Below are 21213 nucleotides of genomic sequence, written 5' to 3' on the forward strand. Positions count from 1 at the left end.
AAGTTGACAAAAAAACCAAAATGTTAATCGAGTTAGGATGATAAAGATGCCGGAACTACCAGAAGTTGAAACAGTCAGGAAGGGGCTCGTCTCTTTAGTTAAAGGAAAAACGATTGCAAAAGTGGACGTCTATTGGCCGCGAATCATTGAGTTTCCAGAAGTAGAAATTTTTCAACAACAATTAGTCGGAGAAAAAATCGAGACAGTTGACCGGCGTGGAAAGTATTTGATCTTTCAATTTACCCATTATGAAATGGTCTCCCACTTGCGGATGGAAGGGAAATACGAATACTTTGCGGAGCCGACGCCATTAGACAAACACAGCCATGTACGTTTTATTTTCTCAGATGGGACAGAATTAGTGTACCGTGATGTACGAAAATTTGGTCGGATGGCTTTGTTGAAAAAAGGAACGGCAAAAGAATACAAAGGATTGGCGCAGCTAGGACCTGAACCGACTGAGACAGAATTTGAGCTAGCTGATTTTAAAAGACAGCTTGCAAAGTCTTCAACGATGATTAAACCCTTATTATTAAATCAAAAGATAGTTGCCGGATTAGGAAATATCTATGTTGATGAAGTTTTATGGTTAGCGAAGATCCATCCTGAGCAGCCTGCTAATACACTAAATGCACGAGCTGTTCGGCGTTTGCGCGAAGCGATCATTGAAGTCCTCACAAAAGCAAAAGAAGCCGGCGGGACGACGATCCGAACGTATTTGAATGCTTTGGGTGAAGCGGGACATTTTCAGCAAGAACTGCATGTCTATGGTCAAACTGACAAACCTTGCTCTCGCTGCCAAACACCGATCATTAAAATCAAAGTGGCACAAAGAGGCACACATCTTTGTCCCCACTGTCAAAAATTAAAGAAGGTGTAATGATGAGCTTTATTCTAGGAATAACTGGTGGGATCGCCAGCGGAAAAACAACGGTTGTAAATTTTTTCAAAGCAAAAGGATTCCCAGTCGTAGATGGCGATATTATCGCGCGGGAAGTGGTGGAATCTGGCACAGACGGTTTGGATGCAGTGAAGCAGGCGTTTGGTCCAGCTATTTTACAAAGCGATGGCCGTTTAGATCGTAAAAAATTAGGCGCCATAATTTTTCAGGATGAAAAAAAGCGCCGACTATTAGACAAAACGCTCGATCCGTTTATTCGCGGTGAGATCAAACGTCAAATCCAAGCAGCGAAAAACACGGCAGACTTAGTGATTGTGGACATTCCGCTTTTATACGAAGGGCATTATGAAGCGATGATGGATGCGGTAGCTGTAGTTTATGTGACACCGAACATTCAGTTAAGCCGTTTGATGACCAGAAATGATTTAACTGAAAAAGCGGCATTAGAACGGATCAACAGCCAACTTTCATTGGAAGAAAAGAAAAAAAGAGCGACGCTCGTCTTTGATAATTGCGGTTTGCAAGAAACAACGCACAAGCAAGTTTCAGACTGGTTAAAAGAAAACAAATTTGTTTCTTAATGAATTCAGCGTCGTAGCTTTACGACGCTTTTTTTAGCGGGCTGGTTATGGTAAACTCATGTTATATAAACAAATAACTTTTTTTCTTTTGAACAATATTTGTTTTTAAAAAATTATTCTATATAACAAAAAATTATTCGCGATACGTGAATTTAATCAAGTTTAAGAAAGTGCAGGTGAAATCATGCGTTGTCCAAGATGTAATCATAATAATTCTCGAGTAATCGACAGTCGGCAAACGGATGATGGTCGAGCAATTCGTCGGCGAAGAGAATGCGAAAGCTGCGGATTTCGGTTTACGACATTTGAACGAATCGAAGCAGCACCCTTATTAGTTGTGAAGCGCAATGGCGATCGTGAAGAATTCAGCCGCGATAAGATTTTACGCGGATTGATCCGTTCAGCTGAAAAGCGGCCGGTAGCAATGGAACAGATGGAACAAATCGTTGATCATGTAGAAAATCGTGTCCGCAGTATGGGTGAAAATGAAGTGCCAACGAGTCAAGTCGGCGAATTTGTGATGGAAGATTTGATGGATGTCGATGAAATCGCCTATATCCGCTTTGCAAGTGTTTATCGCCAGTTCAAAGACATGTCTGTGTTTTTAAAAGAACTGCAGGAGATCGTCGATAAAGCAAAGACAACGGAAGAAGAGTAGGAGGCTTTTTTAGTGGCAGAAGAACTAAAACCTAGTACCTTTTACACGGTCTACGGAAAACCACGACTCGATCAAAGCAAACAAGAGTCACTGCTTTATTTATACCAGCCGATCGTCGGCAGTACCGCTTCTAGTTTATATTTGACTTTAGCGAGTGATCTTACAATAGAAGGCAAAAGTCCGAGTCTGATGCATACGGATCTGCTAGCGGCGGTTGATACTGGCTTGATGAATCTGATCAAGGCGCGGGAACGACTTGAAGGAATGGGCTTGCTGGAGTGCTATCAAGCAACTGATCATGAGATCGGTTTGAATTTGATCTATCAGCTGCGTTTACCGCTGACTCCCGAAAAATTTTTTCAAGATCCTTTAATGGCTTATTTATTATTAGATAAAGTTGGAAAAAATCGTTACGAACGGTTAGTTGAGCGTTTTAAAGCGACTGCGTTTGATAAGAAAAACTTGAAGAACATTACGAAACGTTTTCGTGATGTTTATCGATTGGATGAAAATGCTTTTACTAGCCAAGGGGAAGTATTGGAACAAACGCAAGAGGTATTTACAGAGACCCCTGAGTTTGATTGGTCATTATTTGCCCAGCAGCTGAAACGTTTCAATCTGCTGTTAAGTCTTGAAGAGCGGGAGAAACTGCAGACTTTTCAGACACTGTACGGTTTAAATGAATTGGATCTTGCAGAGTATGTGGCTAAAGCTGCTGCTGGAGAGAAATCGGGATTGAACTTCGATTATTTGCGTCAGCTGATCAATAAAGAAAAGCGGCCAAATGTCGCTGCTAAACAGCAAGCGGCCCCCATTGAGCATCCAGAAACGACAAGTAATTTTTCATCTCAAGAATTAGAGATTATTGCACAAAGTAAAAAGATCGCGCCAGTCACTTTTTTACGAGCAATCAAGCGGGAAAAAGGCGGATTTGAGACAAACACAGAAGTCCGGCTGTTAGAAGAATTGATTGGGCGCAACTTGCTGCCTAAAAGTGTCATCAACATCATTATCAATTATATTTTAGTGATCCAAGATCAAGCGGTGATCAACGCGAATTATTTAAACGCGATCGCGAATGACTGGGCGCAGAAAAAAATCGTTACCCCCGAAGGCGCGATCGCACATGTTCGGGAAAATAATCAAAAATTGGTGCGCAAACCGCAAACAAGCCGACCAGCCTATCAAAAGCGTGGGGCTGTTCGCAGAGAGACATTGCCGGAGCATATCAAACAGCCACCAAAAGAAACTAAATTAGCTCCAGAAAAAGAAGCAGAACTAAACCGCAAATTAGCGGAATATCTAAGCAAAGAAGGTGACACTTGATGGAAGATGTCGGAAAAGAATTGAATCGCATCATCAAAAGTCGCGGGGTCGATGGCCGTTATCGTCAAATGATGGAAGAAATTTTAGCTGACCCTGATGTTCGCCAATTTATTGAAGAACATAAAGAAAAACTGACACAAGAGGACATCGAGAAATCTTTTGCGAAATTATATGAATTTGTCCAAGAAAAGAAAAAGTACTTGGCTTCTGATCCTACGATGATCGCACCAGGTTATGAACCGCAATTAAGTTTGAACTTTCATTTTATCGATGTGACATATGTTCCGACAGATGAACTGCTGCGAGTAAAGAAAGAAGAAGAAATCCGTAATCGCGTAAATTCTTTAGATATGCCGAAAGATATTCGTAAGGCTTCTATTCGGACATTTGAAGTCACGTCTGGTCGCGGCGAGGCACTCGAAGCATCACTGGACTTTATCAATCAATACGAAGAAAATCCTAAGATGTTTCATAAAGCTTTGTATTTAGTCGGAGGTTTCGGAGTCGGAAAAACATATTTACTTGGAGCGGTCGCACACGAATTAGCTGTTAAAGGGTTCGAAACGACGCTGCTGCATTTCCCTACATTCACCGGTGAAATGAAACAAGCGATTTCTAAAGATAATGTGGGTCCTAAATTGAATGAAGTCAAACGTGCGCCGATTCTGATGATCGATGATATCGGGGCAGACTCGATGAGTGCTTGGATTCGCGACGAAGTGTTAGGCGTGATCTTGCAACATCGGATGCAAGAACAATTGCCGACGTTTTTCTCTTCGAATTTCAACATGGATCAACTTGAACAACATTTATCTGTCACCCAGCGCGGGGATGAAGAACCATTGAAAGCGCAACGGATCATGGAACGTATCCGTTATTTGAGCAAAGAAATTTTTATGACCGGGGAAAATCGCCGGAACGGTTAAAAAACGAAAATTCTCTTAGAAAAAAACAAACGCCCTATTAAAAAGCGCTGTCATTTAGCTCTTTTTTAGGGGCGCTTTTTTTAAGGAGTGTTATAATCTACTTTAGGATGTGAAAAAATGAACGCCAAAGATTTATCAAATCGTTTACAAAAAGCGGCAGAATTTGTACCGTCAGCTGCTATTTTAGCTGATATTGGGTCAGATCATGCTTATCTGCCGGTCGCTTTGATGCTGCAAGAAAAAATATCGTATGGGATTGCCGGCGAAGTTGTTGCCGGACCTTATGAATCTGCCAAAAGACAAGTAGCTAAGTACGGCTTAGAAGAAAAAATCGCTGTCCGTTTAGCAGATGGACTTGAGGCGGTAGAATTAGCTGATCAAGTTTCTGCAATCACTATTTGCGGCATGGGCGGTGTTTTGATCCGTGATATTTTGCAACGAGGCAAAGCTCAAAACCGACTATCTGGCAAAGAGCGCTTGATCTTGCAACCAAATGTCGGTGAACGTCAATTGCGTCAATGGTTAGTTGCAGAAGACTATCAAATCATCGATGAAGCAATGATTGAGGAAAACCATAAAACTTATGAAATCATCGTGGCTGAAAAAGCTGCGGCAACACCTGATTATTCAGCGAAGGAACTTTTTTTTGGTCCGGTTTTATTAGTTGAAAGAAGCCCAATTTTTATTAAAAAATGGCAGCACAAATTAAGTAAGAGTGAAAATATTTTAGCTAGTTTACATCAAAGCGATCAAGATGTCGCTAAAAAGATCGAGGAAGTCACACAAGAAATCGAATGGATCAAGGAGGTACTTGCAGATGCAGGGGAATGAATTTATCCAACGTTTTAATCAGTATTGTCCTGAGTGGCTGGCTGAAGAGGGCGATCCAGTCGGACTGCATATCGGTACACTAAACAAAGACGTGAAAAAAATCATGATGAGTTTAGATGTTCGGCCGGTGGTTGTCAAAGAAGCAATCGCGAAAAAGATCGATTTATTGATCGTCAAGCATCCACCGATTTTTCGACCAGTTTCACGTCTGACGACAGATGATGTTCAGACTAAAATGTATGCTGATTTGCTCAAACATGACATTGCAGTCTATGCAGCTCATACCAACATGGACATCATCCATAATGGTTTAAATGATTGGTTTTGCGAAGCGCTAGCTGTTTATGATACAGAATATTTGATTCATACGCATACTGTTCAGATGAAAAAATTAGCGGTTTATATTCCACAGACGGATGCTAAAGAAATGCGTCAAGCGTTAGCGGCGGCTGGTGCCGGCGAACAAGGCAATTACCAGGCGACTTCTTTTACAGTGAACGGTACGGGCCGCTTTACACCGACAAGTCAGGCAAATCCTGCAATCGGTTCGGCAAATGTTCCAGAACAAGTTCAAGAAAGTAAAATTGAAGTGATCTTTCCTGAGACAAAGCAAGCTGAAGTATTAGCGGCGATGTTCGCAGCTCACCCATACGAAGAACCTGCTTATGATCTTTACCCGCTGGATAATTTGCCAGAAAAATTTGGGATCGGCCGTGTCGGCAATTTGAAAGCTGAAATGTCTGCAGAAGACTTTATCGCAAAAGTAAAAAAAGTTTTTGGTTTGAAGGGTCTGCGTGTGGTCTATCCGCAGGCGACTAAAGAGACAGTTAAACGGATAGCGATCTGCGGCGGAAGCGGCGAGAAGTTTTATCGCAACGCTTTGGCGGCAAACGCTGACGTTTATATTACTGGTGATGTTTACTATCATACCGCGCATGATATGCAAGAAACAGGGATGCTGGTGATCGATCCAGGGCATCATATCGAGTCGCTGTGTAAAGAGAAAATGGTGGCTCTATTTGAACAATGGAAAAATGAAGAAGGCTGGAACGTTGAATTCCTTACATCTGAGGTTTCTACTGAACCTTTTTCATTTAAATAAATAGCATTAAAGGAGAGAGTACTATGTACGAAAATTTATTACCGCGTTTTTTACACTATGTTAAAACAGAAACTCGTTCTGATGCGACAAGCACCACAACACCAACGACTCAAACACAGGTAGACTTTGCCCATGAGCTGATGAAAGAGTTAGCAGAAATCGGCATGCAAGACATCGCTTATAACGAGAGTAATGGTTACGTGATGGCGACTTTGCCAAGTAATCTTGATAAAGAAGCGCGGACGATCGGATTTATCTCTCACATGGATACAGCCGACTTCAATGCGGCGAATGTTAATCCGCAAATCGTTGAAAATTATGATGGACAATCAACGATTAAATTAGATGCTGCTGGAAAATATACATTGAACGTAAAAGATTTTCCGAATTTGAAAAATTACACGGGTCAAACACTGATCACTACTGACGGCTCAACCTTGCTTGGCTCGGATGATAAATCAGGGATCGCTGAAATCATGACTGCAATGGAATATTTAATCGCTCATCCTGAAATCAAGCACGGTGAAGTTCGGGTTGGTTTTGGTCCGGATGAAGAAATCGGGATTGGAGCAGATAAATTTGATGTAAAAGAATTTAATACAGATTTTGCTTACACAATGGACGGCGGACCAATTGGGGAGTTGCAATTTGAAACTTTCAGTGCGGCTCAAGCTGAAATCACGATGCATGGTAAAAATGTTCACCCAGGTACAGCGAAAAATACGATGATCAACGCATTGCAAATGGCGATCGATTTCCATAATCAATTACCAGAAGATGAACGCCCAGAAAAAACAGACGGTCGCGAAGGATTCTTCCATTTATTAGCTTTAGATGGAAACGTAGAAGAAGCGAAAATGACGTATATCGTTCGGGATCATGATCATGATAAATTCGAAGCCCGCAAACAAATGATCACAGAGATCCAAGCAAAAATGAATAGCCAATTTGATCAAGAACGAGTAGAGATCAATATGTATGATCAATACTACAATATGGGTGAAATCATTGAAAAAGACATGAGCATCATTGAACTGGCTAAAGGTGCAATGGAAGAAGTAGATGTCAAACCAATTATCGAACCAATCCGCGGCGGGACAGACGGTTCTAAAATCTCATTCATGGGTATTCCGACACCAAATATTTTTGCCGGTGCTGAAAATATGCATGGACGTTTTGAATTTGTCTCATTGCAAACAATGGAAAAAGCAGTCGACGTGATCGTGAAGATCATTGAAAATAACGCAAAATAAGTTTAAGGAGAAAGCTTTGAGGAAACTTGAAGCTTTTTCTTTTTTTGCCCATTAGCATGTGGTAGGCTATACTAATAAAGAAAAAATGAGGCTAAAAAATGAATTTATCTATCAATCGTAAATTGATTCTAAATATTTTGTTGTTTGTAGTAATGATCGGTGTGATCATTTTTGTTATTCGCGATTCTTTGAGCGAAATTTTTACTGAGCTTGGCAGAACTTCGCTGCCAGTCCTTCTAGGTGTCACCGCGCTTGGATTGATCAGTCAAGTGATCGAAGGTTATAGCATTAAAAATATCGCAAACGAATTTAACCAGAATTTTTCTGTTCGTGATGGTTTTTTTGCATCTGCCTATGCGACATTTTATCGCGTGATCACGTTTGGGACCGGTTCAATCGTATCTGAGGTGATTTACTACCATAAAAAGAAGTTGCGGTTTTCAGAAGGAACAGGGACCAGCGCGTTAAGAATGATCACTTATAAGATCGCGTTGATCGTTTGGGCACTATTTTTTTTAGTGCTGAAAAATGATGCGATCCAACAATATGTTGCTAATGGGACTTTGTTAGTGATCGCAGGAATAGCGGTAACTTTACTGATCGTCTCAACTTTGCTGATTTTGAGTTTGAATATCAATGCGCAAGTGTTGTTAGTGATTTTTTGCAATCGCGTGATCAAACATCAAAAACTGCGAGATATCGTCGACCGCATCAATAATCAAGTCTATTCATTGCGTGCGGCGATCAAAGCATTTATTCGTGACCGAAAAGCGGTTGTCCGTGTATTTTGTTCGAATATGGCAAAACTAGTTGTCTGGTATTCTTTGCCATTTTTTATTTTGGTCCAAGATCATCCGACTATCGACATTTGGCTAACGGTGGCACTGATCAGCTTCACCGTAATTCTTGGCGGTGTTTTACCGGCACCAGGCGGGATCGGCGGCTTTGAATTCGTTTACGTTTTGTTGTTCCGAAATGTCGTAGGCAAAGTCGATGCAGTGTCTTCATTGCTCTTATATCGTTATGCGACCTATCTATTACCATTTCTGATCGGTATGATCTACGTATTATTTACTAAGCAACGTCAGATCAATCATGAATTTAAAAAAGCAAAAAAAGAAGTTAACGACTAAGATTCGTTAGCTTCTTTTCGCTTAATAATGTATGACGAGTTTTCCAATCATTTGATTTTCTTCGACGATTTGGTGGGCTTGATAGAAAACTTCTGGTGAAAAACCGGGAATGATCTTCGTTAAGGTGCTTTGAATTTTTTTCTCTTGCAACAATCGAACGAGCAGTTCCAAGATTTTTCCTTGAGAAGCAACATTAAAATCATAATCCGTCTTAGCGAACATGTATTCCCAATCGAAACTGCCGGATTTATTTTTTAATTTCGCTAAATTCAGATCTTTGTTCGTTCCTACAATGGAGCCTAGGTGACCAAAGGGTTCAAGCAGGTCGCACATTTCTTCAAAATAGTGATCGGTCGAATGAAGGATCAAAATATTAGGGATCGATTGATATCCAAGCTTATTTAATTGCTTTGTCAAATTTTTGTGATGATCGATGACAAAATCAGCCCCCATTTTTTCCGACCATTCTTTGCTTTCCTTGCGTGAGGCAGTGGTGATCACTGTCAGACCCGCCCATTTCGCTAGTTGAGTCGCAATTGAACCAACACCACCAGCACCATTGACAATCAACAATGTTCCTTCATTTTGTTTTTCTCCAGCTGTTAATCCCATTTTTTCAAATAACATCTCGTATGCGGTAATAAAGGTCAACGGTAGAGCGGCGGCCTCATCAGTTGAGATCTCAGTTGGCAATAGCGCAACGATACGAGAATCGACGACTTGACTTTCGCTATAACTGCCGAATCTTTTAGTCGTGCCGGCAAAAAGAACACGATCACCGATTTCGATATTTTCAACGTGACTGCCTAGTTGGGTCACGATCCCCACGCTGTCAAAACCAAGAATATGCGGCTGAGGGATCCCTTTACCGCTTTGTCTTAATTTTGTATCGACCGGATTGATCGATACCACTAAATTTTTTACGGCAAGATCAAATTTATTCAGTTTAGGAAGCATCACTTCATAAGTTTCAAAATGATTTCCATCCGAAAGCGGAAACCCTTTTTCAAATCCAATTACACGTGAAATCATTGAATCACTCACTTTCTAGTAATGAAAGAATTGTAGCATTATTTTGATTTTCTTCATAATAATAAACGTTGCTTAGAACAAGTACATTGTTTGACCTTTGTTGACCAATGATATATACTTTTAAGTGTAAATTATGAATCAGTCGGAGGTATGTTTATGAATATCGAAAAAATGACGACGACTTTACAAGAAACGATCGCTGAAGCACAGCAGATCGCCGTAACAAGACATCATCAAGAAATTGATATCGCGCACGTATGGAAAATTTTCTTACAGCCGAATCATTTTGGCCGCAACTTTTATACGGATGCTGGAATCGACGTCGAACGCTTTGAACAGGAAGTAGATAAGGCGCTAGATAATTATCCAACTGTTAGCGGAAACGTTCAATACGGTCAAAACTTGAGTCAGAATCTGTTTACGTTATTGAATGAGGCAGATCGATTACGTGAAACTTTTAACGACGATTTCTTATCAACTGAGATCGTCATTTTAGCGTTGATGAAATTAAAAAATTATCCTTTGACGAACTATTTGGTTCAACAAGGGTTGAATGAAAAAGAACTCCAAAAAAATATTGAAGACATGCGAGGAGGAGATCGAGTGACTTCGCAAAATCAAGAAGAAACTTATAAAGCTTTAGAAAAATATGGCGTTGATTTAGTTCAACAAGTAAAAAACGGCAAGCAAGATCCAATTATCGGCCGTGACGAAGAGATTCGTGACGTGATCCGAATTCTTTCACGGAAGACTAAAAATAATCCAGTCTTGATCGGTGAACCGGGTGTTGGTAAAACAGCAATCGTGGAAGGCTTAGCACAACGGATCGTTCGTAAAGATGTTCCGGAAAATTTAAAAGACAAGACTGTTTTCTCTTTGGATATGGGTTCTTTGATCGCTGGCGCAAAGTTCCGCGGCGAGTTTGAGGAACGCTTAAAGGCAGTTTTGAAAGAGGTTAAAAAATCAGACGGAAGAATTTTACTATTTATTGATGAGATCCACAATATCGTCGGAGCTGGAAAAACAGAAGGCAGTATGGATGCCGGCAATTTGCTGAAACCAATGCTGGCACGCGGCGAATTGCATTTGATCGGTGCCACGACACTGGATGAATACCGTCAATATATGGAAAAAGACAAAGCGCTAGAACGCCGTTTCCAAAAAGTACTCGTGAAAGAGCCAACCGTCGAAGACACGATCAGTATTTTGCGCGGCTTAAAGGAACGGTTTGAAATCCATCATGGTGTGAACATCCACGACAACGCGTTAGTTGCTGCGGCAACCTTATCCGATCGTTACATCACAGATCGGTTCTTGCCAGACAAAGCGATTGATTTGATCGATGAAGCCAGCGCAAGTATCCGAGTAGAAATGAACTCGATGCCAACGGAACTTGATCAAACGACCCGCCGTTTGATGCAATTAGAAATCGAAGAAGCAGCGCTGAAAAAAGAAAGTGACGATGCCAGCAAAAAACGGTTAGAAAATTTGCAAGAAGAATTGGCTGATTTGCGGGAAGAAACCCATGCGATGAAATTGCAGTGGGAGACAGAAAAAGAGGAAGTAGCCGTTGTTTCTAATAAGCGGGCAGAAATCGACCAAGCGAAGCATGAGTTAGAAGATGCCGAAAATAATTATGATTTGGAACGGGCTGCGGTACTTCGCCATGGAACCATTCCGAATTTAGAAAAAGAATTAGCTGAACTAGAGGAAAAAAATAAAAAGAGCGACCTTAAAATGGTACAAGAATCGGTTACTGAAAACGAAATCGCTCAAGTTGTCGGTCGCTTGACGGGGATTCCAGTGACTAAGTTAGTCGCGGGCGAAAGGGAAAAACTATTGAGTTTGAACAGTACGTTGCATAAACGTGTAATTGGCCAAGATGAAGCCGTTGATGCTGTAAGCGATGCGGTGTTGCGTTCGCGTGCTGGTTTACAAGACCCTGCATGTCCATTAGGTTCCTTCTTATTCTTAGGACCGACCGGTGTCGGGAAAACTGAACTTGCAAAAGCCTTGGCGGAAAATTTATTCGATTCAGAAAATCATATGGTTCGGATCGATATGAGTGAGTACATGGAGAAACATTCAGTGTCGCGGCTAGTTGGAGCACCTCCAGGTTATGTCGGATATGAAGAAGGCGGACAATTAACAGAAGCCGTTCGTCGGAATCCGTACACGATCATCTTACTTGATGAAATTGAAAAAGCCCATCCAGATGTTTTCAATATTTTATTGCAAGTCTTAGATGATGGCCGTTTGACTGATTCTAAAGGACGGTTAGTGGACTTCAAAAATACCGTTTTGATCATGACGAGCAACATTGGTTCACAAGTGCTCTTGAACGGTGTAACGGCTGACGGAAAAATTCCTGAAACAACAAAAGAACAAGTTTTTGAAATATTACGCGGGCATTTCAAGCCAGAATTTTTGAATCGAATCGATGACACGATCTTGTTTACACCATTAAGTCTGGATGATGTCAAAGGGATCGTCGAGAAAATCATTCAACATTTATCTCATCGCTTGGAAGAACAAGAAATTCAGTTGAACATTACTGAAGGTGCTAAAAGCTGGATCGCAGAAAAAGCTTATGAACCGCAATATGGCGCGCGCCCATTAAGACGATTTATTACTCGAGAAGTCGAAACGCCTTTAGCAAAAGAGATCATCGCTGGGCGTGTGATGCCAAAGACGACCGTATCGATCGAATTATGGGATGATCAATTAATTTTTCAAAATCAATCAAATCCTGAAGAATCATCAGATAAATAAGCAGAAAAAAGTCGGAACAAAGGCAAATCTTTTTGCTACTTGATCCGACTTTTTAAAGTTATTTCGGCTCTTTTGAAAAATCAAGGATTTTTGAATAGCAACAAATTAACTTTTTTATTACACATGTTACGATGCCGTGACAAATTAGTGAATTTAGAGGATATGAATTGTTTGTTGATGATTCTTAGATTATACTTTTAAAAGAAATTAAAATGAAGAGCTCTGTAAAGGTTTCTTGGAGGTATATGATGAATCAATTTAAAACCCGTACCGAAAAATATAATTATATAAGAATGCAGCAAAAAGCGAAAAAACTGAAAGTTGCGAAGAAAACAGTTCCTTTATTAGGGACAGCAATGATCCTTTCACCGGCTGTTTTAAGCATGAACACAGTTGAAGTAAGTGCGGCCGAAACAGGACAAGTACAAAATCAATCTGCGTTTATCGAGCAATTAGGTGCTTCGGCAATGCAAGTTTCATCAGCTAATGATCTCTATGCCTCAATTATGGTTGCTCAAGCGTTAGTTGAAACAGGTTTTGGATCTTCTCAATTATCAGCGGCGCCTTACTATAATTTGTTTGGTGTAAAAGAATACGGCGGCGGAGCATCGGTGACGATGGGCACGCAAGAGTATTTGAACGGACAGTGGGTAACGATGGATGAACCATTTGCTGTATATAACAGTTATGGCGAATCTTTTCAAGCACACGCGAGTTTGTTAGCTAGTTCGTATTACGCTGGCGCACGTAAAAGTCATACCAATAGCTATCAAGATGCAGCTGTTTACTTGACTGGTCGGTATGCAACGGATCCAGGATATGCGGGTAAGTTGATTTCTTTGATCCAATCGTATAATTTAACGCGTTTTGATACGCCAGGAGCCGGAACGGCTGTTCAAACAACGGCGCAAAGTACAGAACAAACAACACAAGCGGCTCAAACGACACAAACGACTGCTGCATCAGCAAGCGGTCAAACATACACAGTTCAGTCAGGTGATTCGATCTGGGGGATCGCTGAGAAATTTGGCATCAGTGTGGATCAACTATTAGCAGATAATGGCTGGAGTACTGAAACGATGATCATGCCGGGCGATACGATCACAATTTGATTTTTCTAAAGATGGAGCATTTTTTGCTTCATCTTTTTTTGCGCCTATTTATTATCGTCGGTTTAAACCCTGCCGAGCAAGGATCAAAGAAAGCTTTTAAAAGTCGAAATCCTCGCATCTTCTCTCATTATTCGTTAATATATTTGTAGAAGATAAGGAATGGAGCGAAGAAACATGACAAAAATTTATGACTCAATTTTGGATACAATCGGTGAAACGCCAATTGTTAAACTCGACAACATGACAACAGATAATATGGCGCAGATTTTTGTTAAGTTAGAATCATTTAATCCTGGCGGCAGCGTGAAAGATCGAATCGCACTGCGAATGATCGAGGATGCGGAAAAAGATGGCAAATTGAAAGCTGGAATGCCGATCATTGAGCCAACTTCTGGAAATACTGGTATCGGACTAGCAATGGTTGGTGCTGCAAAAGGTTATGCTGTAACGTTAGTAATGCCGGATACAATGAGTGTCGAACGCCGTAAGTTGATGCAAGCCTATGGTGCTGAATTAGTTTTAACGCCCGGTGCTGAAGGGATGAAAGGCGCGATTGCAAAGGCAAAAGAATTAGCAGAAGAAAAAAATGGTTTTATCCCAGCGCAGTTTGATAATCCATCAAATCCAAAAGTTCATGAAGAAACGACCGCTAGAGAGATCGTTGATGTTTTTGAGACCCATGGCTTAGATGCTTTCGTTGCCGGTGTCGGTACAGGCGGAACGATTACAGGTGTAGGAAATGAATTAAAACGCATGTATAAAGAGATCAAAATTTACGCGGTTGAACCTGTGGAATCAGCTGTTTTAGAAGGTGGTCAACCAGGTCCGCATAAAATTCAAGGGATTGGCGCAGGATTTATTCCAAGTGTATTGGATACGAAGGTCTATGATGAAGTTTTAGCTGTAAAAGGTGACGATGCAATCGAGACTGCGCGTGAAATCGCGAGAAAAGAGGGAATCTTGGTAGGCGTTTCGTCCGGTGCGGCACTGTTTGCTGCAATAGAAGTAGCGAAGAAAATGAATCCTGATCAAAAGGTCTTAGTTTTATTGCCAGATAATGGCGAACGCTATTTATCGACTGAATTGTTTCAATTTAATCAATAATTTTATGAAAATTATTAATTTTTGATTCTAAACTAGTATTTCCCCTCAGATAATAGTATTATTTAACTGAGAATACGAATAGGAGGGGCTTATATGGTAAATGAGGCAGTTGATCAAGCAGTTAAAGGATTAAAAGCCAGCGGAGTCAGAATTACACCGCAACGTTATGCCATTTTAGAGTATCTGATCCAATATCGTAGTCATCCAACAGCCGATGAGATTTTTCGCTCCCTTGAAAGTCGCTTCCAAAACATGAGTGTGGCTACAGTGTACAATAACTTGAGAAAATTTGTTGAAATCGGAATCGTCCAAGAAATGAACTATGGCGATGCGGCAAGCCGCTTTGATTATACTAACAAACAACATTATCATGCGATTTGTACAGAGTGTGGGAAAATCGTTGACTTTTTCTATCCTGGATTAGAAGATGTTGAGATGGCATCGAGCAAGCTAACCGGTTATCAAGTCAGCAAACACCGTTTGGAAGTTTATGGTCTATGTCCAGAATGCCAAAAGAAAGCTGAAGATGGCGCGACTGCTTAGTCGGGATCAGTCAAAAAAATATTTTTATAGCCTACGGATCATTAATGATCCGTAGGTTATTTTTTTGATTAAATCAATCATTTACTTTAGTTTGACAAGTCTGATTTTTTATCCAGTTCAAAAAGTTTATTTTTTGAAATACGGCTATTAGATTCAATAGTCCTTAATTTTATTTGGTTGAAAGAAGTTTAAGGGGGTTCGATCAAGTACCGCTAAATAGTACTGCGGCAATTTATTTTAATGAAGAAGAGAGAAATCAAATAATTTCACAAATTAGAACAATCACATAAAAAACTGATAACGTTTACTAATTTATTTATTAAAAAAACTATTTAAAGAGAACGATGGATGATAAAATGATAAAACTTTTATTTGCAAACGTTGTTGTATAAGTTTTTTAAGCTTTTTTATTTTAATTAAATGAGTAAAGATTTAAGATTAATGAGATATTAATAACACTTAGCAACCGATTGTTGTTTCAATAAATCATTGTGATATAGTAAACATGTTCAGAAGTTGAAGAACTTCGATAATAATTCTATAGGAGTGATTTACTGTGAAAATTGGCGTAATTAAAGATCCAAAACAAGGTGAGGCACGCGTAGGCATGACCCCTGAAAATGTTAAAATTTTAGTCGAAGCCGGAAATGAAGTACTAGTTGATGACCATGCTGGTGCAGGTTCAGGCTTCACCAATGAACAATACATCGAAGCTGGCGGTAAAATCGTGGACACTGATACAGCGTGGACTGCTGATTTAATCGTTAAAGTTAAAGAACCAATGGAAAGTGAATATCACTACTTCAAAAAAGGCCAAATCATCTGGGGCTTCTTGCACTTAGCTGCAAATAAAGCTTGCGTTGAAAAAATGATGGAAGTTGGCGTAACAGCTTTATCTGGCGAAAATATTTCAATCAATGGCGTTTTAGAATTATTGAAACCAATGAGTGCTATCGCTGGACGTCGTGCAGTTAATTTAGGTCAATATTATTTAGAAAAACAACATGGCGGCGAAGGAATCTTACTTCCTGGGATCGACGGTGTCGAAGCTGGAACTATCGTTATTTTAGGCGGCGGTAATGCGGCTGAAAATGCAGCAGACATGGCTGTTGGTATTGGCTGTCACGTAATCATTCTTGAAGTGAACGAAAAACGGATCAAACAATTAGAAGATCGTTACAAAGATCATAATGTTGATGTAATTGTTTCGAACACTGAAAACTTAGAAGCAAAAATCAAAGAAGCAGACGTCTTTATCTCAACAATTTTGATTCCAGGGGCTAAGCCACCAAAATTAGTAAAAGAATATATGGTTGAATCCATGAAACCAGGTTCTGTAATCGTTGATATCGCAATCGACCAAGGTGGTACAGTTGAAACGATTGACAAACCAACAAACCATGCAGATCCAGTATTCACTAAACACGGTGTGATCCATTACGCGGTTCCTAATATGCCAGGTGCTACACCAAGAACAGCAACAATCGCTCTAGCAAAAGGAAATATCTCATTCCTTAAAGATGTTAGTGTGAAAGGGTTAGACGTAGCGTTAAAAGCTGACGAATCATTATTGTCAGGTTTAAGCATTTACAATGGTAAAGTAGTTTCTAAAGCATTAGCAGATTCAATCGATGTTCCTTATACTGGAGTAGGAGATGTTTTGTAATGACTGAAACAATGACAGATCTACCTGTATCTATTGAAGATATTCATGAAGCGAAAAATGTGGTAAAACAATATGGACGTGTAACACCATTGATTCAATCAATGTTCTTAACTGCCCAAACTGGCGGCCAAGTATTCATGAAATTAGAAAATATGCAATTGACTGGCTCATTTAAATTCCGCGGTGCCTTCAATAAGATCGCTCATTTGACCCAAGCTGAAAAAGATAAAGGCGTTATTGCTGTTTCAGCTGGGAACCATGCACAAGGTGTTGCGTTGACTTCTAAATTATTAGGAATCGAAAGCACGATCGTTATGCCGAAAACAGCACCTAAAGCGAAAGTTGAAGCAACGGAAGGCTACGGCTCAAAAGTTATTCTTCATGGTTCTGGATTTGACGAAGCAAAAGCTTACTGTGAAAAAATCGTTGAAGAAACTGGTGTGACGTACATTCCTCCTTACGATGATGAATTTGTAATGGCAGGCCAAGGAACTATCGGCCTTGAAATCCTTGATTCTATTTGGGATGTTGATACTGTAATCGTTCCTGTCGGCGGCGGCGGATTGATCTCAGGGATTGCTGTAGCAATGAAGACTTTTAACCCGAACATCAAGATCATTGGTGTCCAAGCTGACAATATCCACGGAATGACAGCCTCTTTCCGTGCTGGTAAAAAAGTGGGCCATAAAGAAGCTGCAACAATCGCTGATGGATGTGCGGTTGAATTCCCAGGAAATCTTACTTTTGAAGTAGTAGAAGAACTTGTAGACGATATGGTTACAGTATCTGAACAAGAGATCGAACTTGCTATGAAAGATTTGATCCAACGGACGAAGATCGTTGTAGAAGGTGCTGGCGGATTAGCAACAGCTGCCATCCTTTCTGGTAAAGTAGATAAATATGTGAATGGTAAGAAAGTCGTTGCTGTCGTATCCGGCGGAAACGTTGATTTAAACCGGATCACAGATGTTATCGGACACTTCTCAGTAGCAAACGAATTAAAATAGACAAAAAAAGGAGGTGTGGCAAGATTTTTGCCACACCTCCTTTGTCTTTTATGCGTTGTAATCTTTTCGGAAAAGATAAATGCCGCTGACAATGGAAACAATCAGTGCCAACAATACAACTAAAAATGAACCGAGCTCAGAATCACGCCAGAGCAGCCCGCCGGTATTAATTCCCCATAGGCTGAAAATCAACGTCGGCAACGCCAGCAAAAGCGAGGCCGTATTCAGAAACTTCATCAATTGATTCAATCGATTATCCATCATACTATCGATCAGGCCGCTGATAGAACTTAACATCTCGCGATAAATCTGAACAGAAGTCGTCGCTTGTTTGGTTTGAAGTTCAAGTTCGATCGCCAAATCTCGATCAGAATAAACCAATTTGGACTCTAAAAGCTGAGTGACGGTTTTACGCTGTTCTTTTAATAAATTATCGATATAAACGAGATTTTTTTCAGTATCAGTCGCTTTTTCTAAAATATTTTTATTCGAGCCTCTCGTCGTTCCATAGCTGATTTCTTCGATCGTTTTACGCTGCTCTTTTAAAAATGCCAGATAGTGTTCATTGATTACTTGCAAAGTATGCAAGATCAGCCCCGCTTTAGTAAAAATTTTGGTTTTGAACATATTCAGAACTTGATCAATCAATGATTTTTCACTTACGGTAATCAAAATATCCGAGGTCAAAAAGATCGTCACAGTCGAAGACAAAGATTCGGGTCGGTGGATAGATTGAATGTCGATAAAGAGCATCAAACAAAGCGATTTTTTATCGTCTGTTTGGTATTTTTTGAAAAAAGAAACATTCGAATAGTCTTGACCAAACGAAAAGAAATTTCTAGGCAGTTCATAGTCTACTACCAGTTGTTCTTTTTCTGCTTCGGTGGGGTCGGTGACAGCTAACCAATTTGCTTGCTGTTTATTTTTTTGCAACCCGTCATTTGAAATAAAAAAATAATCAATCAACAGAAGAACCTCCTTGTTTTTGGCTCAGCTTTATTTAATCATCTCAAATTAACGAATGATTGCCAATTATTTTGAATCATTCAACTATCTCAATTATTTTTTTGTCCATATTATAGAAGGATTTTTTGAAAAAAAGTGAGACAATCATTTAATTCAGCTATAAATCTTCTCATTTGATAAGATTCTGGTTTACAGGACAACAGTATTTGATATAATAGTCTTCATATTTCATAAACTATAGTGGAAATTTTCACTATAGTAAACTTATATATCGTCATAATATGGATGACAGTTTCTACCTTGTGCCGTAAACGCAAGACTATAAGTAAAAATCGTACGGTTACGTACCTTTTTTGCTTTGCAGATGAGGTGCGTTTTTTGTATTAATCAAAAAACGACAAGAAAAGGAGAAAAGATAATGAAAGAATTGACAGATCGCATCAAGAGTAATGGCCGAGTTTTGGGTGAGGGTGTTTTAAAAGTTGATGAATTTATCACTCACCAAGTAGATCCTGAATTGATGGATTCAATGGGCAAACGTCTAGCAGAAGTGTTCGCAGATAAAAAAATCACTAAAGTAGTTACTATTGAAGCGTCCGGTATCGCACCAGCCGTCTATGCTGCCCAAGCATTGAATGTGCCGATGATCTTTGCCCGCAAATCAAAAAGTTTAACCATGGATGAAGAACTTTTGACCGCCTCTGTCTATTCATTCACTAAACAAGTAACTAGCACCATTTCTATTTCTCGCAAATTTCTTTCTGTAGATGATAATGTCTTGTTAGTCGATGACTTTTTGGCAAACGGCCAAGCTGCAAAAGGATTGATTGAATTGTGTCAACAAGCTGGAGCAAGTGTAGCTGGAATTGGAATCTTGATCGAAAAATCTTTCCAAGACGGGCGTCAGTTGATTGAAGACATGGATATTTCGGTTGTTTCTTTAGCGAGAATCGCTTCCTTACATGACGGTGAAATAACATTTATTAAGGAGGACGCATAAAGTGACAAGTGAAACGGGAAATGGAAAATCAGCAGTTTTAGGTTTGCAACATCTATTAGCGATGTATGCCGGAGCAGTAGCGGTACCGCTTTTGATCGGTACAGGATTAGGTTTTAACGAAGCGCAGATGACATATTTGATCTCAATCGATATTTTCATGTGCGGGATCGCAACATTGTTGCAATTGACAGTCAATAAATTTTTCGGGATCGGATTGCCGGTTGTTTTAGGTTGCGCGATTCAAGCTGTAGCTCCGTTGATCTTGATCGGTCAAAAGCAAGGCGTAGGGACCGTTTACGGATCAATTATAGCAGCGGGGATTTTTGTTGTTTTGATTGCCGGATTCTTTTCAAAAGTTGAAAAATTATTTCCGCCAATCGTCACAGGAACAGTTATTACAACGATCGGTTTGACATTGATCCCCGTTGCAACTACAAAAATGGGCGGTGGCGATGCGGCTGCTCAAAGTTTTGGTGATCCTACAAACTTAGTCTTAGCGGCTGTAACGATTCTGTTGATTTTAGCAGTACAAGTATTCGGTCGAGGATTTGTCCGCTCAATTGCGGTCTTAGTTGGATTAGTCGGCGGTACGATCTTGGCTGCACTTTTAGGCAAAGTTGATTTAACCGCGATTGGCCATGCGCCGATGTTTCATGTACCACAACCATTTTATTTTGGAACACCAAAGTTTGAGCCATTTTCGATCTTATTAATGATCATTATCTCTATTGTCAGTATGGTCGAATCGACTGGGGTTTACTTCGCTTTAGGCGACATCGTTGGTAAAAAAATCAAAGAAGATGATTTGAAACGCGGATATCGGGCAGAAGGTTTAGCTGTTGTTTTAGGCGGATTGTTCAATACCTTCCCGTATACAGGATTTTCGCAAAATGTCGGCTTAGTTCAATTGTCTGGAATAAAGACACGTCGTCCTATTTATTTCTCAGCGTTTTTTTTGATTATTTTAGGACTTTTTCCTAAAGTTGGAGCTTTAGCTCAAATTATTCCTGAACCTGTTCTAGGTGGCGGCATGCTGGTAATGTTCGGCATGGTGGCTGTTCAAGGCATGAAGATGCTGTCGAAAGTTGATTATAATGACGAAAAAAATCTTTTGATCATTGCGATCTCAATTGGATTTGGTTTAGGTTTCAATGCGATGCCGACCTTGTTTGCAAAATTACCAGAAACTTTGCAAATGTTCACAGGAAACGGAATTGTAATGAGCAGTTTATCAGCTATTATTTTAAACCTTATATTCCACGGTTATAAACGGGAAACGAAATAAAAGAAGACGCGGTGT

19 protein-coding genes and 1 riboswitch are annotated in these 21213 nt (G+C 40.0%); of the genes, 17 read left to right on the forward strand and 2 right to left on the reverse strand.

The window, feature by feature from the left end; all coding sequences use genetic code 11:
• The first annotated feature begins 46 nt into the window (after positions 1-46).
• The 9 genes from mutM (at position 47) to FFM63_RS00380 (ending at position 8711) form a co-directional block, all read left to right on the forward strand.
• Positions 47-880, forward strand: a complete 834-nt coding sequence (mutM, locus tag FFM63_RS00340; RefSeq protein WP_137608354.1) for a DNA-formamidopyrimidine glycosylase — start codon at positions 47-49, stop codon at positions 878-880.
• Between the two features lie 2 nt (positions 881-882).
• The gene (gene coaE, locus FFM63_RS00345) at positions 883-1482 is read left to right on the forward strand and encodes a dephospho-CoA kinase (RefSeq protein ID WP_137608355.1); all 600 of its coding nucleotides are present in this window, start codon (positions 883-885) and stop codon (positions 1480-1482) included.
• A gap of 184 nt (positions 1483-1666) precedes the next feature.
• A complete protein-coding gene (nrdR, locus tag FFM63_RS00350; protein ID WP_137608356.1) occupies positions 1667-2140 on the forward strand; it encodes a transcriptional regulator NrdR in 474 nt (157 codons plus the stop codon).
• Positions 2141-2152: 12 nt separating this feature from the next.
• A complete protein-coding gene (locus tag FFM63_RS00355) occupies positions 2153-3466 on the forward strand; it encodes a DnaD domain protein (protein WP_137608357.1) in 1314 nt (437 codons plus the stop codon).
• Positions 3466-4392, forward strand: coding sequence for a primosomal protein DnaI (dnaI, locus tag FFM63_RS00360; protein WP_137608358.1), 927 nt, complete (start codon positions 3466-3468; stop codon positions 4390-4392). The genes FFM63_RS00355 and dnaI overlap by 1 nt, the downstream gene beginning before the upstream one ends.
• 117 nt (positions 4393-4509) lie before the next feature.
• Positions 4510-5223 carry a tRNA (adenine(22)-N(1))-methyltransferase gene (locus FFM63_RS00365; RefSeq protein WP_137608359.1) on the forward strand — a complete coding sequence of 238 codons (714 nt, stop codon included), beginning with the start codon at positions 4510-4512 and terminating at the stop codon, positions 5221-5223.
• Complete coding sequence (locus FFM63_RS00370; RefSeq protein ID WP_371851296.1) at positions 5204-6325, forward strand: Nif3-like dinuclear metal center hexameric protein; 1122 nt, start codon at positions 5204-5206, stop codon at positions 6323-6325. Before FFM63_RS00365 ends, FFM63_RS00370 begins: the two co-directional genes overlap by 20 nt.
• Before the next feature lie 23 nt (positions 6326-6348).
• Positions 6349-7578, forward strand: a complete 1230-nt coding sequence (gene pepT, locus FFM63_RS00375; RefSeq protein ID WP_137608361.1) for a peptidase T — start codon at positions 6349-6351, stop codon at positions 7576-7578.
• Between the two features lie 98 nt (positions 7579-7676).
• On the forward strand, positions 7677-8711 hold the full coding sequence (locus FFM63_RS00380; protein ID WP_137608362.1) for a lysylphosphatidylglycerol synthase transmembrane domain-containing protein: 1035 nt from the start codon (positions 7677-7679) through the stop codon (positions 8709-8711).
• Positions 8712-8732: 21 nt separating this feature from the next.
• Here the strand turns inward: FFM63_RS00380 and FFM63_RS00385 are convergent, their stop codons facing one another.
• Entirely contained in the window at positions 8733-9743 is a 1011-nt protein-coding gene (locus tag FFM63_RS00385) for a zinc-binding alcohol dehydrogenase family protein (protein WP_137608363.1), read from the reverse strand.
• 156 nt (positions 9744-9899) lie between these two features.
• Here FFM63_RS00385 and clpB point away from each other — a divergent pair, with 156 nt between their 5' ends.
• The 6 genes from clpB to tdcB all read left to right on the forward strand — a co-directional run bounded on the left by clpB (position 9900) and on the right by tdcB (position 17947).
• Positions 9900-12515, forward strand: coding sequence for an ATP-dependent chaperone ClpB (clpB, locus tag FFM63_RS00390; protein WP_137608364.1), 2616 nt, complete (start codon positions 9900-9902; stop codon positions 12513-12515).
• A gap of 248 nt (positions 12516-12763) precedes the next feature.
• The gene (locus FFM63_RS00395) at positions 12764-13627 is read left to right on the forward strand and encodes a glucosaminidase domain-containing protein (protein ID WP_137608365.1); all 864 of its coding nucleotides are present in this window, start codon (positions 12764-12766) and stop codon (positions 13625-13627) included.
• Between the two features lie 174 nt (positions 13628-13801).
• A complete protein-coding gene (cysK, locus tag FFM63_RS00400) occupies positions 13802-14731 on the forward strand; it encodes a cysteine synthase A (protein ID WP_137608366.1) in 930 nt (309 codons plus the stop codon).
• A 93-nt stretch (positions 14732-14824) separates the two neighbouring features.
• Complete coding sequence (locus FFM63_RS00405) at positions 14825-15274, forward strand: Fur family transcriptional regulator (RefSeq protein ID WP_137608367.1); 450 nt, start codon at positions 14825-14827, stop codon at positions 15272-15274.
• Positions 15275-15830: 556 nt separating this feature from the next.
• The gene (gene ald / locus FFM63_RS00410; protein ID WP_137608368.1) at positions 15831-16940 is read left to right on the forward strand and encodes an alanine dehydrogenase; all 1110 of its coding nucleotides are present in this window, start codon (positions 15831-15833) and stop codon (positions 16938-16940) included.
• On the forward strand, positions 16940-17947 hold the full coding sequence (gene tdcB, locus FFM63_RS00415) for a bifunctional threonine ammonia-lyase/L-serine ammonia-lyase TdcB (RefSeq protein WP_137608369.1): 1008 nt from the start codon (positions 16940-16942) through the stop codon (positions 17945-17947). Before ald ends, tdcB begins: the two co-directional genes overlap by 1 nt.
• 48 nt (positions 17948-17995) lie before the next feature.
• Here tdcB and FFM63_RS00420 read toward each other — a convergent pair whose 3' ends face one another.
• Positions 17996-18913, reverse strand: a complete 918-nt coding sequence (locus FFM63_RS00420; RefSeq protein ID WP_137608370.1) for a magnesium transporter CorA family protein — start codon at positions 18911-18913, stop codon at positions 17996-17998.
• 244 nt (positions 18914-19157) lie between these two features.
• Positions 19158-19255, forward strand: a riboswitch (purine riboswitch).
• Positions 19256-19331: 76 nt separating this feature from the next.
• Here FFM63_RS00420 and FFM63_RS00425 point away from each other — a divergent pair.
• Positions 19332-19913 (forward strand): xanthine phosphoribosyltransferase, encoded by a 582-nt coding sequence (locus FFM63_RS00425; RefSeq protein ID WP_137608371.1) that lies wholly within the window; start codon positions 19332-19334, stop codon positions 19911-19913.
• A 1-nt stretch (position 19914) separates the two neighbouring features.
• Complete coding sequence (locus FFM63_RS00430; RefSeq protein ID WP_137608372.1) at positions 19915-21198, forward strand: nucleobase:cation symporter-2 family protein; 1284 nt, start codon at positions 19915-19917, stop codon at positions 21196-21198.
• The last annotated feature ends 15 nt before the right edge of the window (positions 21199-21213 follow it).

The sequence above is a fragment of the Enterococcus pingfangensis genome, from assembly GCF_005405205.1.
Classification (GTDB): domain Bacteria; phylum Bacillota; class Bacilli; order Lactobacillales; family Enterococcaceae; genus Enterococcus_A; species Enterococcus_A pingfangensis.

Coding starts and splice junctions, on each gene's coding strand:
- pepT (WP_137608361.1), top strand. CDS start 6,349: ATGTACGAAAATTTATTACCGCGTTTTTTACACTATGTTAAAACAGAA.
- dnaI (WP_137608358.1), top strand. CDS start 3,466: ATGGAAGATGTCGGAAAAGAATTGAATCGCATCATCAAAAGTCGCGGG.
- coaE (WP_137608355.1), top strand. CDS start 883: ATGAGCTTTATTCTAGGAATAACTGGTGGGATCGCCAGCGGAAAAACA.
- cysK (WP_137608366.1), top strand. CDS start 13,802: ATGACAAAAATTTATGACTCAATTTTGGATACAATCGGTGAAACGCCA.
- FFM63_RS00425 (WP_137608371.1), top strand. CDS start 19,332: ATGAAAGAATTGACAGATCGCATCAAGAGTAATGGCCGAGTTTTGGGT.
- FFM63_RS00380 (WP_137608362.1), top strand. CDS start 7,677: ATGAATTTATCTATCAATCGTAAATTGATTCTAAATATTTTGTTGTTT.
- FFM63_RS00405 (WP_137608367.1), top strand. CDS start 14,825: ATGGTAAATGAGGCAGTTGATCAAGCAGTTAAAGGATTAAAAGCCAGC.
- FFM63_RS00365 (WP_137608359.1), top strand. CDS start 4,510: ATGAACGCCAAAGATTTATCAAATCGTTTACAAAAAGCGGCAGAATTT.
- mutM (WP_137608354.1), top strand. CDS start 47: ATGCCGGAACTACCAGAAGTTGAAACAGTCAGGAAGGGGCTCGTCTCT.
- FFM63_RS00385 (WP_137608363.1), bottom strand. CDS start 9,743: ATGATTTCACGTGTAATTGGATTTGAAAAAGGGTTTCCGCTTTCGGAT.
- clpB (WP_137608364.1), top strand. CDS start 9,900: ATGAATATCGAAAAAATGACGACGACTTTACAAGAAACGATCGCTGAA.
- nrdR (WP_137608356.1), top strand. CDS start 1,667: ATGCGTTGTCCAAGATGTAATCATAATAATTCTCGAGTAATCGACAGT.
- FFM63_RS00395 (WP_137608365.1), top strand. CDS start 12,764: ATGAATCAATTTAAAACCCGTACCGAAAAATATAATTATATAAGAATG.
- tdcB (WP_137608369.1), top strand. CDS start 16,940: ATGACTGAAACAATGACAGATCTACCTGTATCTATTGAAGATATTCAT.